Source organism: Streptomyces sp. NBC_01016, assembly GCF_026341035.1.
In the GTDB taxonomy this organism is placed as follows: Bacteria; Actinomycetota; Actinomycetes; order Streptomycetales; family Streptomycetaceae; genus Streptomyces.
This window is the reverse complement of record NZ_JAPEOQ010000002.1, coordinates 865,934-880,945: the sequence shown is the minus strand read 5'-3', so window position 1 is coordinate 880,945 and position 15,012 is coordinate 865,934. Positions and strand designations below refer to the sequence as shown.

12 protein-coding genes are annotated in these 15,012 nt (G+C 70.7%); 5 read left to right on the top strand and 7 right to left on the bottom strand.

The genetic code is table 11. The features are described 5' to 3' along the window. Positions 1-6: 6 nt before the first annotated feature. The 3 genes from OG746_RS30700 to OG746_RS30690 all read left to right on the top strand — a co-directional run bounded on the left by OG746_RS30700 (position 7) and on the right by OG746_RS30690 (position 3,401). A complete protein-coding gene (locus OG746_RS30700; protein WP_266720608.1) occupies positions 7-687 on the top strand; it encodes a hypothetical protein in 681 nt (226 codons plus the stop codon). 70 nt (positions 688-757) lie between these two features. Beyond that, a complete protein-coding gene (locus OG746_RS30695; protein WP_266720607.1) occupies positions 758-1,609 on the top strand; it encodes a thioredoxin domain-containing protein in 852 nt (283 codons plus the stop codon). Between the two features lie 118 nt (positions 1,610-1,727). Next, the gene (locus tag OG746_RS30690) at positions 1,728-3,401 is read left to right on the top strand and encodes an alkaline phosphatase D family protein (protein WP_266720606.1); all 1,674 of its coding nucleotides are present in this window, start codon (positions 1,728-1,730) and stop codon (positions 3,399-3,401) included. Between the two features lie 33 nt (positions 3,402-3,434). Here OG746_RS30690 and OG746_RS30685 read toward each other — a convergent pair whose 3' ends face one another. Continuing rightward, the gene (locus tag OG746_RS30685; protein WP_266720605.1) at positions 3,435-4,004 is read right to left on the bottom strand and encodes a dienelactone hydrolase family protein; all 570 of its coding nucleotides are present in this window, start codon (positions 4,002-4,004) and stop codon (positions 3,435-3,437) included. Between the two features lie 62 nt (positions 4,005-4,066). Here OG746_RS30685 and OG746_RS30680 point away from each other — a divergent pair, with 62 nt between their 5' ends. Continuing rightward, entirely contained in the window at positions 4,067-5,173 is a 1,107-nt protein-coding gene (locus OG746_RS30680; protein WP_266720604.1) for a mechanosensitive ion channel family protein, read from the top strand. Here OG746_RS30680 and OG746_RS30675 read toward each other — a convergent pair. From OG746_RS30675 to OG746_RS30650, 6 genes are all read right to left on the bottom strand, one after another. Then, on the bottom strand, positions 5,170-5,916 hold the full coding sequence (locus tag OG746_RS30675) for an SDR family NAD(P)-dependent oxidoreductase (RefSeq protein ID WP_266720602.1): 747 nt from the start codon (positions 5,914-5,916) through the stop codon (positions 5,170-5,172). The genes OG746_RS30680 and OG746_RS30675 overlap by 4 nt on opposite strands. Positions 5,917-5,957: 41 nt before the next feature. Further along, positions 5,958-7,544, bottom strand: coding sequence for a Na+/H+ antiporter (locus OG746_RS30670; protein ID WP_266720600.1), 1,587 nt, complete (start codon positions 7,542-7,544; stop codon positions 5,958-5,960). Between the two features lie 127 nt (positions 7,545-7,671). Then, complete coding sequence (locus tag OG746_RS30665; protein ID WP_266720598.1) at positions 7,672-8,151, bottom strand: GNAT family N-acetyltransferase; 480 nt, start codon at positions 8,149-8,151, stop codon at positions 7,672-7,674. Further along, positions 8,148-9,089 carry an RluA family pseudouridine synthase gene (locus OG746_RS30660; protein ID WP_266720596.1) on the bottom strand — a complete coding sequence of 314 codons (942 nt, stop codon included), beginning with the start codon at positions 9,087-9,089 and terminating at the stop codon, positions 8,148-8,150. Before OG746_RS30660 ends, OG746_RS30665 begins: the two co-directional genes overlap by 4 nt. A 94-nt stretch (positions 9,090-9,183) precedes the next feature. Then, the gene (gene lspA / locus OG746_RS30655) at positions 9,184-9,777 is read right to left on the bottom strand and encodes a signal peptidase II (RefSeq protein ID WP_266720594.1); all 594 of its coding nucleotides are present in this window, start codon (positions 9,775-9,777) and stop codon (positions 9,184-9,186) included. A 125-nt stretch (positions 9,778-9,902) separates the two neighbouring features. After that, positions 9,903-11,000 carry a TraR/DksA family transcriptional regulator gene (locus tag OG746_RS30650; RefSeq protein ID WP_266720592.1) on the bottom strand — a complete coding sequence of 366 codons (1,098 nt, stop codon included), beginning with the start codon at positions 10,998-11,000 and terminating at the stop codon, positions 9,903-9,905. A gap of 627 nt (positions 11,001-11,627) precedes the next feature. Between OG746_RS30650 and ileS the strand changes: the two genes are divergently transcribed. Continuing rightward, positions 11,628-14,774, top strand: a complete 3,147-nt coding sequence (gene ileS, locus OG746_RS30645; RefSeq protein WP_266720590.1) for an isoleucine--tRNA ligase — start codon at positions 11,628-11,630, stop codon at positions 14,772-14,774. Positions 14,775-15,012: the final 238 nt, after the last annotated feature.

The following is a 15,012-nucleotide window of genomic DNA, read 5'->3' as shown; positions in this document are numbered from 1 at the left end:
GCCGCGATGGACGACATATCCGGGACCCAGCTACGAGTGATGCGCGCGGCGCTGTTCACGGCCTGCGCCGTGACGCTGTCCGCCGCGTCGCACGTGCTGCTGTCCCGGGCCCCGCTACCCCTCACGACGGTCGCCGCGATCACCGCGGCCGTCTTCGTGATCGCGTACGCGCTGGCAGGACGCGAGCGCGGCTTCGGCCGGATCGCGGCCCTGCTCGTCCCGCTGGAACTGGCCGCCGACACGGTCTTCACGACCGGCCAGCACGTCTGTTACGGCCGGGCGGGCGGCCCCGTCGCGGGCCCACTGCGCCAGTTCGGCTTCGACGTGCTGTGCGCGGGGAACGTGGGCACACCGCTGGCCCGGATGACAGGCGGCAGCACGGAGCGGGCCGCGGCCCTCTTCGCGCACACCGACCCGGCGGCCTCCTGGCTGCTCCTCGGCGCGCACGTCGCCGTCGGCCTGCTCGCGGCCGCCTGGCTGCGCCGCGGTGAGCAGGCCCTGGCCCAACTGCTGCGCGCGGTGGCCGCCTTCGCGTTCCGGCCGCTGCTCATCGCGTTCGCCGCGGTCACCGTCCGGCGCGAGCCCACCGTCCGCCTTCCGCGCCCCGCCACGCGCGTACCGGCCTCCCGCACCCGGCTCTGGGTGCACTCCGTAGGACGGCGCGGGCCGCCGTGCCCCGCCGCCTGAGCCACCGTCCGGCTCGGGCTCCGGCACGGCAGTCCCCCATACGCATGTCACTCACCTACGGAGCACAACCATGAGCAAGCGCAACACCCAGGAAGCGAAGACCGCGGCCCGTGAGCGGCTGCGCGTCGAACGCGAGCGCCAGGCCAAGCGGGAGAAGACGAAGCGGCAGGCGATCGTCGGCGTCTCCATCGTCGCGGTCCTCGCGATAGCCGGCGGCGTCGGCTACGCGGTGATGCAGGCCAACAAGCCCTCCCACTGGGAGACGGCGATGGACGCCAAGTCCTCCGCCGTGAAGGCGCCCGCGAACACCTCGGGCAAGGACGGCACGACCGTCGTCATCGGCAAGTCCAGTGCCAAGAAGACCATGAAGATCTACGAGGACTCGCGCTGCCCGGTCTGCGCCTCCTTCGAGCAGACGGTCGGCCCGCAGCTCCACAAGGACGTCGAGGCCGGCAAGTTCAAGATCCAATACATCGGCGGCACGTTCCTCGACGGCGACAGCGCGGCCAAGGGCGACGTCGGCACCAACGGCGAGGGCTCGAAGAACGCGCTGAGCGCGCTCGGCGCGGCCCTCAACGTGAGCCAGGACGCCTTCCTCGACTACAAGACGGCGCTCTACTCGGCGAAGTTCCACCCCGAGGAGAGCGACGACAAGTTCAAGGACGACGACTACCTGATCAAGATCGCCGACACCGTGGACTCGCTCAAGGGCAACAAGGCGTTCCAGAAGGCCGTCACGGACGGTACGTACGACGACTGGGCCATGAAGATGTCCAAGTCGTTCGACACCAACAAGGACGACGTCACCGGCACCCCGAGCCTGGTCGTGGACGGCAAGAAGCTGACCGGTTCGGACGGCCAGAACGCTCCGATGACCGTGGCCGAGTACAAGACCGCGACGGAGAAGGCCCTCAAGGGCTGACGTTCTCAAGGGCTGACGTCCTCAAGAGCTGACGTCGGGTCCAAGCACAGACGAAGAGCGGGCGAACCTTTCGGGTTCGCCCGTTCTCTGTATCTACCAGTCAGTAGTCTGACCGGCTGTGACCAGTCGACTTCATCAATCCGTTCCCAGACCCACGCCGAGCACGGCGAGCGCCCCGAGCCGCCGTACGGTCGTCAAGGCCGCGGCCGCGGGTGCCGCGCTCGCCGGACCGCTCGCCGCCGCTGCCCCCGCCCACGCCGCCGAAGCCCCCGCCTTCCTGCACGGCGTCGCGTCCGGCGACCCGCTGCCCGACGGGGTCCTGCTGTGGACGCGCATGACGCCGGCCGCCGACGCGGTGCCCGGCTCCGGCAAGGGCCCCGATGTGCGGGTGGCGTGGGAGATAGCAGAGGACAAGGCCTTCCGTCAGATCGTCGGCCGGGGAACCGTGATCGCGAGCGCCGCCTCCGACCACACGGTCAAGGCCGATGTAAGGGGCCTGCGCCCGGCGACCGCCTATTACTTCCGCTTCTCCGTGGACACCGCCCACTCACCCGTGGGCCGCACCCGCACCACCCCCGCCGCCGACGCGTCCCCCGACGGCCTGCGCTTCGGCGTCGTCTCCTGCGCCAACTGGGAGGCCGGCTACTACTCCTCGTACCGGCACCTGGCCGCCCGCAGCGACCTGGACGCGGTCCTGCACCTCGGCGACTACCTCTACGAGTACAAGACGGGCGAGTACCCGACCGCCGATTACACCGTCCGCGAGCACCGGCCGACCCACGAGATCGTCTCGCTCGCCGACTACCGCACCCGGCACGGCCAGACCAAGACCGACCCCGACGTACAGGCGATGCAGGCCGTGCACCCGCTGATCGCGATCTGGGACGACCACGAGTTCGCCAACGACGCCTGGTCGGGCGGCGCGGAGAACCACACGCCGGACACCGAGGGCTCCTGGCAGGCCCGCCAACAGGCCGCGAAGCAGGCCTACTTCGAGTGGATGCCGGTCCGCCCGTCCACCGCGGGCACGGTCTTCCGCCGCCTGCGCTTCGGCAACCTGGCCGACCTCCACCTGCTCGACCTGCGCTCGTTCCGCTCGGAGCAGTCGAGCGTCGGCAACGGAGCGGTGGACTCCCCGGAGCGTACGATCACCGGCCGCGCCCAGCTCGACTGGCTGAAGTCCGGCCTCACCGCCTCGGACGCGCGCTGGAAGCTGGTCGGCACCTCAGTGATGATCTCGCCGGTCGCCTTCGGTTCGCTGCCCGCCCACATCGCGGGCCCGCTGGCCGAGCTGCTCGGCCTTCCGAAGGAGGGCCTGGCGATCAATGTCGACCAGTGGGACGGCTATACCCACGACCGCGCCGAGCTCATCTCCCACCTGCGCGAGCACGCCGTCCGCGACACCGTCTTCCTGACCGGCGACATCCACATGGCGTGGGCCAACGACGTGCCGGTCAAGGCGGCGACGTATCCGCTGTCCCCCTCCGCCGCGACGGAGTTCGTGGTCACGTCCGTGACCTCCGACAACCTGGACGACATCCTGCACGTCGCCCCGGACACGCTCTCCACGGTCGCCGAGGGCGCCATCAAGGCGGCCAACCGGCACGTGCGCTGGCTGGACATGGACCGCCACGGGTACGGCGTCCTGGACGTCACGGCCGAGCGCACACAGATGGACTTCTACGTGATCTCCGACCGCGCGGACCAGAGCGCGACGTCGGCCTGGCAGCGCTCGTACCGCACCCTCACCGGCACCCAGAAGGTCGAGCGGGCGGACTCCCCCGTCGCGTAAAGCGGACTCTCCCCCGTCGCGTAAAAGCGCCGCCTACAGCGTTTCGAGGAAGCCGAGCGCCACCCGCCAGGTGGCCTCGGCGGCCTCCTCGTCGAAGTCCGGCAGGTCGGGGTCGGTGTAGAGGTGGCCCGCCCCGGCGTACCGGTAGACCTCCACGTCGGCCCCCGCGCGCCCCATCTGCAGGTACCAGGCGGTCAGCCAGTCGTCCGTCTCGAAGGGGTCGGGCTCGGCGACGTGCAGCTGGACCGGGAGCTCGTCCACGGTGACGCCCTCCGCGATGTCGGACGTGCCGTGCAGGAGCAGCAGCCCCTTCGCCTTGTCGTCGCCGAGGGCGAGGGTCTGCGCGGTCGCGGCGCCGAACGAGAACCCGGCGTAGACGAGACCGCGGTCGGAGTAGGGCGCGGCCGCCAGGACGGCGCGCTTGAGCAGCTCGTCCTTGCCGATCTCGTCCTTGAAGGCCATGCCCTCCTCGACGCTGTCGAAGGTGCGGCCCTCGAAGAGATCAGGGGTCCACACCTCGTGCCCGGCGGCCCGCAGCCGGTCGGCAGCGGCCTCGACGGCGGGCCGCAGGCCGAACGCCGAATGGAAAAGCATGATGTTCATGGGCTCCATGGTGCCAGGGCCCCCGCAGGTTGGGCGCGCCCGATCCCGGTTACCGTCGTGGCATGGAGAACGTACTGCGTCCACTGATCGTCATTGGTGGCTCGGTCGTGCTCACGCTGTTGGTGGGGTGGGCGGTCGACCGGTTGCTGCTCCGCACCGACCAGCGCCACCACGAGACGCCGCTGTGGGGACTGCTGCGCCGCTGCCGGCTGCCGCTCCAGCTCGTGCTCTGCGCGGCGCTGCTGCGGGGCTCGTACGACCAGACGGGCGTCGCGAAGGAACACGGCGGCACAGTTGGAGAAACGCTCAACCTGGTCCTGATCGGCGCCACCGCCTGGCTCGCCGTCCGGATCTCCTCCGCCGTCGTCGAGTCGTCGTACGCCCGCTACGCCAACGCCCAGCGCGATCCGGCCCGGGTCCGCCGTGTACGCACCCAGGTCACCCTGATCCAGCGCGTCGTCATCGCGGTCGTCGGCGTGGTCGCGGTGGCCGCGATGCTCCTGACGTTCCCGTCCTTCCGGGCGGCCGGCGCCTCGCTGCTGGCCTCGGCGGGACTCCTCGGCATCGTCGCCGGTGTCGCCGCGCAGTCCACGCTCGGCAACCTCTTCGCGGGGCTCCAGATCGCGTTCGGCGACATGGTGCGGATAGGCGACACCGTGGTCGTGGACGGCGAGTGGGGCACGGTCGAGGAGATCACCCTCACCTTCCTCGCCGTACGCACCTGGGACGAGCGGCGCATCACCATGCCGGTCTCGTACTTCACGTCGAAGCCGTTCGAGAACTGGTCGCGCGGCGGTGCCCAGATGACCGGCACCGTCTTCTTCCACCTCGACCACAGCGCGCCCGTGCCCGAGATGCGCGAGAAGCTGCACGACATCCTGCGCGAGTGCGCCGCCTGGGACGGCCGCGACTGGGGCCTCGCCGTCACCGACACGACGCCCAGCACGCTCCAGGTCCGCGCCCTGGTCACCGCCAAGGACGCGGACGACATCTGGACGGTGCGGGTCACGGTCCGCGAGCAGCTCGTGCGCTGGCTGACCGATCAGCACCCGTACGCGCTGCCGCGGATCAACACGGCGACGGCCCTGGTCGCCCCGGACGAGGCGGACTCCCTGCCGGAGCACGTGCTCAGCCGCAACGGCCGGGCGCCCCGCACCGGCAGAGGCTAACGCCCCAGGCACTCCCCGCCGTTGACCTGGACGATCTGCCCGGTGACATGGCCGCCGCCCGGCGACGCCAGCCACAGCACGGTGGCCGCGATGTCCTCGGGCGTCCCGGCGCGGCCGGTCGGGATGGCGTCGACCCGGCGCCGGTAGTCCGCCTCGGGCATCGAGGGCCCGAAGAACTCGGTGTCCTCGATGTAGCCGGGCGCGATGGTGTTCACGGTGATGCCGCGCGGGCCGAGGGCCTTGGCGAGGTCGTACGTGTACGGGTGCAGGGCCGCCTTGGAGCCGCCGTACGAGCCCGAACCCGAGCCGCGCAGCGCGGCGATGGAGGACAGGAACACGACCCGGCCGCCCGGCGAGGCGAGGTGCTCACGCAGCGCCTCGGTCAGCAGGACCGAAGTGAGCGTATTGATACGGAAGTTGGCGTTCCAGTCGTGGGCGACGGCGTCGAGCGGATCGGTCCCCTCCGGCGCCGGGAGCGACCGGCCGCCGATCCCGCCGGCGCTGTGCACCATCACGTCGACCGTGCCCTCGAACGCCTCGAGCGCGAAGTCGGCGGCGCCGCGCGCCCCTTCGACCGTGCCGAGGTCGGCCGGATACCTCATCGCACCGGGCACATCGGCCTTCTCCAGGACCTCGATCCGCCGCCCGACCAGCAGTACCCGGTCCCCCTCCGCGGCGAAGGCCTTCGCCGCCGCGAGCCCGATTCCCGTACCGCCTCCGGTGATTATCACGTTGCGTGCCATACGCACGAGCCTAGAACGCCACACCGGCCACAGGACAATCTCTAACGCAGACTGCGCACATCCAGTTTCCTGAGCACCCGGTCGACCACCTCCGGGTCGGAGCCCGGTTCGCTGCGGGCCGCGAGGACCTCGTGCCGGGCCGCCGACATCATCTCCGCCTGGATCCGGCGGATCCGCTTGATCCGGGCGACCCGCTTGGTCTGCTTCTCGCGCCGCTCGTCCGCGCCGATCTCCGGGTTGATGCGCAGGCCGATGTCGTAGGCGCGGCGCACCATCTGCTCCTGCACCTCCTCCGGCAGCTCCTCGACCTCCTCGATCTCCTTGAGCCGCCGCTTCGCCGCCTTCGCGGCCCGCAGCGCGAGCTGCCGCTCGAACTCCCGCTCGGCGGTGTCGTCGCTGCGCACCCCGAGCTTGCGCACCAGCCACGGCAGGCTCAGGCCCTGCAGCACCAGGGTCGCCATGATCACCCCGAACGCGAGGAAGACGATCTCGTCCCGCTCCGGGAAGGGCGAACCGTTGTCCATGGTCAGCGGGATGGCGAGGGCCAGCGCCACCGAGGCCACACCGCGCATTCCGGCCCACCACATGACGACCGTCTCGCGCCAGCTGACCGGAATGTCCTCGTCGACGTCGCGCCGCATGTGCATCCGCCGTGTCACCCACGTCATCGGCAACAGCCACAGCAGCCGTACGACGATGACGACCCCGACGACCGCGCCCGCCCAGCCGAACATCTCGCCCCAGCGGCCCTCCGCGGTCCTGACGACGTTGTGCACCTCCAGGCCGATGAGGCCGAACGCGACGCCCGTGACGAGGGTGTCCACGACGTCCCAGAAGGCCCGCCCGGTGAGCCGCGTCAGCACGTCGTCGGCGTCGAAGGCGTGCTCGGCCAGGAACATGGCCGTGGTCAGAACCGCGAGCACGCCCGAGCCCTTGAGCTCTTCGGCGAGTACGTACGAGGCGTACGGGATCAGGAGCGTGAGCCCGATCTGGAGCGTGGCGTCGCCGAGGTAGCTGATGAGCTTGTTGGCGACCCAGCCGAGCCCCCAGCCGACGGCGATGGCGACGACCGCGGACAGGACCAGGTCGAGCGCGGCGCGCGGCAGCGAGAAGGTGCCGCTGACGGCGGCGGCGATCGCGACGTGGTAGAGCACGATCGCGGTCACGTCGTTGAACAGGCCCTCGCCCTCCAGGATCGACACCATGCGCCGGGGCAGGCCGAGTTGGCCCGCGACGGCGGTCGCGGCGACCGGGTCGGGCGGCGCCACAAGGGCGCCGAGCGCGACGGCCGCGGCGACCGGCAGGCCCGGCACGATGGCGTCGGCGGTGAAGGCGACCGCGGCCGTGGTGACGAATACCAGGGCGACGGCGAGCAGGAAGATCGGCCGTTTATTGGCCGCGAACTGGCGCCAGGACGTGCGGTGCACGGCCGCGTAGAGCAGCGGTGGCAGCACGAGCGGGAGGATCAGATCCGGGTTGATGTCGACATTCGGCACCGCCTGGATCAGCGCCAGGGCGATGCCGAGCAGGGTCATCAGGACCGGGGAGGGCAGGCCGAGCCGGTCGCCGAGGGGGACGGTCAGCACGGCCCCGAGCAACAGCACGAACAGCAGGGCCAATTGATCCACCGGGGGCTCCGACCAGACTCGACGATCATGTGCGTTCCGGCCTCAAGGGTGCCACGCGCATCGGATCAAACCGGTCTTATCGGGGCCCGGTGACCACGGTGCCGGGCCGCCGGGATACCGCCGCTGTCTAGCCGAGCGTCTTCCGCATCGCACGGTGGTCGATGCCGGCGTCGAGGAACTCCGGCCCGTACGCGACGTATCCCAGGCGCTCGTAGAACCCCAGCGCGTGCGTCTGCGCGTGCAGGTCCACGGCGGCGAGCCCGCGCGCGCGGGCCGCGTCCTCGATGGCCCGCACCAGCGCGGCACCGACACCGAGGCCGCGCGCCGCCTTCGTCACGGCGAGCCGCCCGAGAGCGCCGACGTCCGCCGCCCCGCCGTTCTTCACGGCGGCGGCCTCGCCCGTCAGCAGGCGGCCAGTACCGAGCGGCTCCCCGTCCTGCCGGACGGCCAGGACGTGCACCGCCCCGGCGTCGTACGCGTCGTACTCGATGTCCTCGGGCACGCCCTGTTCGACGACGAAGACCTCCTTGCGGACGGCGAAGCAGGCCTGCCGGTCCACTTCGTCCTCCGCGACACGGGTCACATACACGGGAAGGGGGGTGCTCACTCGCTCTCCGCCCTGACCCTGTCCAGAGCCGTCTGCAGATCCTCCGGGTAGTCGCTCTCGAACTCGACCCACCGACCGTCCGACGGGTGCTCGAAGCCGAGCCGCACCGCGTGCAGCCACTGCCGCGTGAGACCGAGCCGCTTCGCGATCGTGGGGTCCGCGCCGTACGTCAGGTCGCCCACGCACGGGTGCCGGTGCGCCGACATGTGCACGCGGATCTGGTGGGTACGCCCCGTCTCCAGCTTGATGTCGAGGAGCGAGGCGGCGCGGAAGGCCTCGATGAGGTCGTAGTGCGTGACCGACGGCTTGCCCTCGGCGATCACGGCCCACTTGTAGTCGTGGTTCGGGTGGCGCCCGATGGGGGCGTCGATGGTGCCGCTCATGGGGTCGGGGTGGCCCTGCACCAGCGCGTTGTAGCGCTTGTCCGGGACGCGCTCCTTGAACTGGCGCTTCAGCGACGTGTACGCCCGCTCCGACTTGGCGACGACCATCAGACCCGACGTGCCCACGTCGAGCCGGTGGACGATGCCCTGGCGCTCCGCGGCGCCGGACGTCGAGATCCGGTACCCGGCGGCGGCGAGGCCACCAATCACCGTCGTCCCGGTCCAGCCGGGGCTGGGGTGGGCGGCGACCCCCACGGGCTTCATGATCACGACGATGTCGTCGTCGTCGTGCACGATCTCCATGCCCTCGACGGGCTCGGCGACGATCTGTACGGGAGCGGGCGCCTGCGGCATCTCCACTTCCATCCAGGCGCCGCCGTGCACCCGCTCTGACTTGCCCACGACCGAGCCGTCCACCGCGACCTTTCCGGCGGCGGCGAGCTCGGCGGCCTTGGTGCGGGAGAAGCCGAACATGCGCGAGATGGCGGCGTCTACGCGCTCGCCCTCCAGGCCGTCGGGTACGGGCAGGGTGCGGACCTCGGGAATCGTGCTCACGCATCGAGTATGCAGGAGCGCACCGACACTCCCGCACACGAGCCCCGTGACCTCGGTCTTTGTGCGCCTCGGGCCCCGCGCCCCAGTCCTTGCCTCAGTCCTTGTGGACGGACCCGTCGGGGTCGATGCCGCGGAAGGACAGCAGGACGATCAGGATGCCGCCGCACACGATCGCCGAGTCGGCGAGGTTGAACACCGGGTAGTGCTTCGGCGCGATGAAGTCCACCACGGCGCCCTCGAAGACGCCCGGCGCCCGGAAGATGCGGTCCGTGAGGTTGCCGAGCGCCCCGCCGAGCAGCAGGCCGAGGGCGATCGCCCAAGGTGTGCTGTAGAGCTTCCGGGCGAGCCGTGCGATCACGACGATCACGGCGGCCGCGATCAGGGTGAAGATGATCGTGAAGGCCTCGCCGATGCCCCAGGCGGCGCCCGGGTTCCTGATCACCTCGAGCTGCAGCCAGTCACCGATGATGTGGATGGCGTCGCGGTGCTCGAGCTTCGCCACCACGATCAGCTTGCTGCCCAGGTCCAGGACGTACGCGAGCGCGGCCACGACGAACAGCACGGCGATCCGCCGCCTGCCCTTGGGCCGGTCCTGGACCTGCTCGTCGACCTCATCGGGCCGCTCCGGCTCGGCTGCCCCCGCGTCCGGGGAATCCGGCGTACCGATGATGCGCTCCGCCTCTGCCACGTGAGTCCCTCAACCTAGTACCTGACTGAGGACGAGAGTACGGCACGCGGAGCCGCGCCCCCATGGGCCGGTGGCCCAAGTGCGGGCGCGGGCGCGGCGGTCGCTTGTGCGGGCGCGGCGGTCGCTCAGTTGCGGCGCTCCTGCTTCTGCTTGCACTCGACGCACAGGGTCGCGCGCGGGAACGCCTGCATGCGCGCCTTCCCGATCGGGTTCCCGCAGTTCTCGCAGAGCCCGTACGTGCCCGCGTCCAGGCGCTCCAGGGCCCGCTCGGTCTGGAGCAGCATCTCCCGCGCGTTGGCCGCGAGGGACATCTCGTGCTCGCGGGTGATGTTCTTGGTGCCGGTGTCGGCGTCGTCGTCGCCGGCCCCGTCCCCGGAGTCGCGCATCAGCCCAGCGAGGCCCTCCTCTGCGGCGGCGATCTCGTGCCCGAGCCGCAGCACCTCGGTCTGCAGCTCGGCGCGCGCCTCCTCGGCCTCCTCCGGGGTCCAGGGGTCCTCGCCCGGACGGACGGCCAGCTCGCCGGGTTCGGCGGTGCCGCGCGCCTTGGGAACCGCGCCAGGCTTCTTGGTCGCCGTGGCCGTGCCCTGAGTCTTCTTCGCAACCACTGTCGTGGCTCCCGTCTGCTTCGCGGCCTCGGCCGCGTCCTCGGTCGCGGAGGCGACCGTCTTCTTCGCGCCCTTGCGTCCGCCCGCCGGGCCGACGCCGTCCGCCTTCTCCCCCGTCTCCTCGGCGTGCGCACCCGTCTTCCCGGCCCCCGGGTCCTTGCCCTCCGCTTTCGCGGCTGCGGTGGCCTTGGCCGCGGTCTTCTTCTTGGCTGCGGCCTTCTTGGCGTCCGCGGCCTCGGCTTCGGCCCCGGCCGCCGCCGGAGCCGCGCTCTCCTCGGCCCCGGCCTCGACCTCGGCCTCTGCCTTGCCCGCAGCCGCCTTCTTGGTCGCGGCCGTCTTCTTGGTCACGCTCTTGGTCGCGCTCTTCGTCGGCGCCGCCTTCTTGGTCGTGGCCTTCTCCGGTGCCGCCTTCGTAGGCGTGGTCTTCGCAGTCGTCTGCTTGCGGGTCGTCGTGTGCGATGCGGCGGACGACTTCTTCTTGCCGGTGGGCGTCTCCTTCGGCTCAGGCGTCGTCGACGCCTTCGCCCCGGCCGCGTCCTTCCCGGCACCGCCGGAGGCCGCCGCGCCCGTGGTTCTGCCGGACTCCGACTGCTGATCGGCGGTCTTCTTCGCCACCATGGTCGCGGCCCCTTCACAATTTGTGATCTTGCTCGCGAATCGTGCTGGGACGATAAATCGACTCCAGGCCCGCGGCAACGGGGCGCACCACGGGACCCGCCCCCGCGTGACGGCCTCGTGACCGACCCGCGAGGAACCTGCAAGCGTTGTGCCCAGCTCCCCGCTTGGTAATCCGCCGCTCTCACGGCCGCCCCCGGCCCGCCGGGTGACCACCCAGGATCGGACAGCCGGCGTATGGCCATTCGGGTCACCGGACGCACCCGCACCCCGCCCTCCCGGGCCCCCGCGAAAACCGGTCTGCCGCCCCCTCCCGGGCGCCGTACACTGGGCGGAGCGAAAAGCGTGGATGGGGCCGAGTAGCGGCGTACGCAGCCAAGAGCGAACCGGGGACGGTGGAAGCCCGGCGGCGAGCGCGACGCGAAGATCACCCCGGAGCCGCCGGAAGAACACCGCAGCCCGCAAGGCGCGGCCAGTAGACCCGGTATCGCGACCCCAATGAGGGGGCTCACCGGAGCGCACCACGCCCCGGCGGGCCAAGGAGGGTGGTACCGCGGGAGCGCGCCGCACACGGCGCAGCAGCCTCTCGTCCCTCCGACGGAAGAAGGCAGATCCGCCGGAGGAAGACTGATGACGCAGTACCGCCAGGTGCCCGCCCAGGTCGACCTGCCCGCCCTCGAGCACGCGGTGCTCGACTTCTGGGACGAGCAGAAGATCTTCGCCAAGACCCTGGAGCAGTCCGAGGGGCGCCCCGAGTGGGTGTTCTACGAGGGCCCGCCCACGGCCAACGGCATGCCGGGCGCCCACCACATCGAGGCCCGCGTCTTCAAGGACGTGTTCCCCCGGTTCCGTACGATGCGCGGCTACCACGTGGCCCGTAAGGCGGGCTGGGACTGTCACGGCCTCCCGGTGGAGCTGGCGGTCGAGAAGGAGCTCGGCTTCAGCGGCAAGAAGGACATCGAGGCGTACGGCATCGCCGAGTTCAACGCCAAGTGCCGCGAGTCCGTGACCCGGCACACCGACGCCTTCTCCGACCTGACGACCCGCATGGGTTACTGGGTCGACCTCGAAGACGCGTACCGGACGATGAACCCGGAGTACGTCGACTCGGTCTGGTGGTCGCTGAAGGAGATCTTCAACAAGGGCCTGCTGGTCCAGGACCACCGTGTCGCTCCCTGGTGCCCGCGCTGCGGCACCGGTCTGTCGGACCACGAGCTGGCCCAGGGCTACGAGACGGTCGTGGACCCCTCGGTCTATGTCCGTTTGCCGCTCACCTCCGGTCCGCTGGCGGGCCAGGCCGCTCTCCTGATCTGGACGACGACCCCGTGGACCCTGGTGTCCAACACGGCCGTCGCCGCGCACCCCGACGTGACGTACGTCGTCGCCACGAACGGCGAGGAGAAGCTCGTCGTCGCCGAGCCGCTCGTCGAGAAGGCGCTCGGCGAGGGCTGGGAGACGACCGGCGAGTCCTTCACCGGCGCCGAGATGGAGCGCTGGAAGTACCAACGTCCTTTCGAACTCGTAGAGTTCCCGGCCGACGGTGCGGAGGCGCACTACGTCGTCAACGCCGACTACGTGACGACCGAGGACGGCACCGGCCTCGTCCACCAGGCCCCGGCCTTCGGTGACGACGACCTCAAGGTCTGCCGCTCGTACGGCATGCCGGTCGTGAACCCGGTGCTGCCCGACGGCACCTTCTCCCCCGAGGTCCCCCTCGTGGGCGGCGTCTTCTTCAAGAAGGCCGACGAACAGCTGACCGAGGATCTTCAGAACCGCGGCCTGCTCTTCAAGCACATCCCGTACGAGCACAGCTACCCGCACTGCTGGCGCTGCCACACGGCGCTGCTCTACTACGCGCAGCCGTCCTGGTACATCCGCACCACGGCCATCAAGGACCGTCTCCTTCAGGAGAACGAGAAGACCAACTGGTTCCCGGAGACCGTCAAGAACGGCCGCTTCGGCGACTGGCTGCAGAACAACATCGACTGGGCGCTGTCCCGCAACCGCTACTGGGGCACCCCGCTGCCGATCTGGCGCTGCGAGGAGAACCACCTCACCTGCGTCGGCTCGCGCGAGGAGCTCTCGCGGCTGACCGGCACGGACCAGTCGTCCCTCGACCCGCACCGCCCGTACATCGACGACGTCACGTTCACGTGCACCCATGAGGGCTGTACGCAGACGGCGGTGCGCGTGCCCGAGGTCATCGACGCCTGGTACGACTCGGGTTCCATGCCGTTCGCGCAGTGGGGCTACCCGTACAAGAACAAGGAACTCTTCGAGTCCCGCTACCCGGCGCAGTTCATCTCCGAGGCCATCGACCAGACGCGCGGCTGGTTCTACACGCTGATGGCGATCGGCACGCTGGTCTTCGACAAGTCCTCGTACGAGAACGTGGTCTGCCTCGGCCACATCCTCGCCGAGGACGGCCGCAAGATGTCCAAGCACCTGGGCAACACGCTGGACCCGATCCCGCTGATGGACCGTCACGGCGCCGACGCGGTGCGCTGGTTCATGGCGGCCGGCGGCTCCCCGTGGGCGGCCCGCCGCGTCGGCCACGGCACCATCCAGGAGGTCGTCCGCAAGACGCTCCTCACGTACTGGAACACGGTCGCCTTCCAGGCCCTGTACGCGCGTACGTCGCAGTGGGCGCCCAGCGAGGCGGACCCGGCCCCGGCCGACCGCACGGTGCTCGACCGCTGGCTGCTGTCCGAGCTGCACCAGCTCACGGACGAGGTCACCACGGCCCTCGAGGCGTACGACACCCAGCGCGCCGGCAAGTTGCTCTCGGCGTTCGTCGACGACCTCTCCAACTGGTACGTGCGTCGCTCGCGCCGCCGCTTCTGGCAGGGCGACAAGGCTGCCCTTCGCACCCTGCACGACGTGGTGGTGACGATCACTCAGCTGATGGCGCCGCTCACGCCGTTCATCGCGGAGCGCGTGTGGCAGGACCTGGTCGTGCCGGTCACCCCGGACGCCCCGGAGTCGGTGCACCTGTCCTCGTGGCCCGAGGCCGACCGCGCGGCGATCGACCCCGAGCTGTCGACGCAGATGGCGCTGGTCCGCCGGCTCGTGGAGCTCGGTCGCGCCACGCGCGCGGAGTCGGGCGTCAAGACCCGCCAGCCGCTCTCGCGCGCGCTGGTCGCGGCGACGGGCTTCGCCGGCCTCTCCCCCGAGCTCCAGGACCAGATCACGGAGGAGCTGAACGTCTCCTCCCTGGCCTCGCTCTCGGAGGTCGGCGGCAGCCTGGTGGACACCACCGCCAAGGCGAACTTCCGTGCACTCGGCAAGCGGTTCGGCAAGCGCGTCCAGGACGTGGCGAAGGCGGTCGCGAACGCGGACGCGGCGGCGCTGTCCCTGGCCCTGCGCGAGGGCAACGCCTCGGTTGAGGTCGACGGCGAGAAGATCGACCTCGCCCCGGATGAGGTCATCATCACGGAGACGCCGCGCGAGGGCTGGTCCGTGGCCTCGGACTCCGGCGCCACGGTGGCGCTCGACCTCGAACTCACGGAGGAGCTGCGGCAGGCGGGCCTGGCCCGTGACGCGATCCGCCTGATCCAGGAGGCCCGCAAGAACAGCGGCCTGGACGTGGCGGACCGGATCGCCCTGCGCTGGACGTCCACGGACCCGGCGGTGATCTCGGCCCTGACCGAGCACGCGGGCCTGATCGCCGACGAGGTCCTCGCCACGGACTTCGCCCAGTCCGAGGCGGACGACACGTACGGCTCCGCCTTCACGGACGAGGGCCTGAGCCTGACGTTCCACCTCCGCAAGGTCTAGCCGCACCGGGGTTGCACCCCGGGGGCTCCGCCCCCGGACCCCCTTGCCCTCAATCGCCGGGCGGGCTTGATAAATCAAGCCCGCCCGGCGATCGCTTTTTCAAGCCCCTGCGGCGATTGAGCAGCGGGGTCCGGGGCAGAGCCCCGAGGCCGGAGGAACGGCCGACCGTCACGATCCACGACCCAAGGGCCGCCTCGCCAGAAACGTTTCTGTCGAGACGGCCCTTCGGCGTTTCGTA

Coding starts and splice junctions, on each gene's coding strand:
- OG746_RS30695 (WP_266720607.1), top strand. CDS start 758: ATGAGCAAGCGCAACACCCAGGAAGCGAAGACCGCGGCCCGTGAGCGG.
- OG746_RS30650 (WP_266720592.1), bottom strand. CDS start 11,000: ATGGTGGCGAAGAAGACCGCCGATCAGCAGTCGGAGTCCGGCAGAACC.
- OG746_RS30700 (WP_266720608.1), top strand. CDS start 7: ATGGACGACATATCCGGGACCCAGCTACGAGTGATGCGCGCGGCGCTG.
- OG746_RS30675 (WP_266720602.1), bottom strand. CDS start 5,916: ATGGCACGCAACGTGATAATCACCGGAGGCGGTACGGGAATCGGGCTC.
- ileS (WP_266720590.1), top strand. CDS start 11,628: ATGACGCAGTACCGCCAGGTGCCCGCCCAGGTCGACCTGCCCGCCCTC.
- OG746_RS30685 (WP_266720605.1), bottom strand. CDS start 4,004: ATGAACATCATGCTTTTCCATTCGGCGTTCGGCCTGCGGCCCGCCGTC.
- OG746_RS30680 (WP_266720604.1), top strand. CDS start 4,067: ATGGAGAACGTACTGCGTCCACTGATCGTCATTGGTGGCTCGGTCGTG.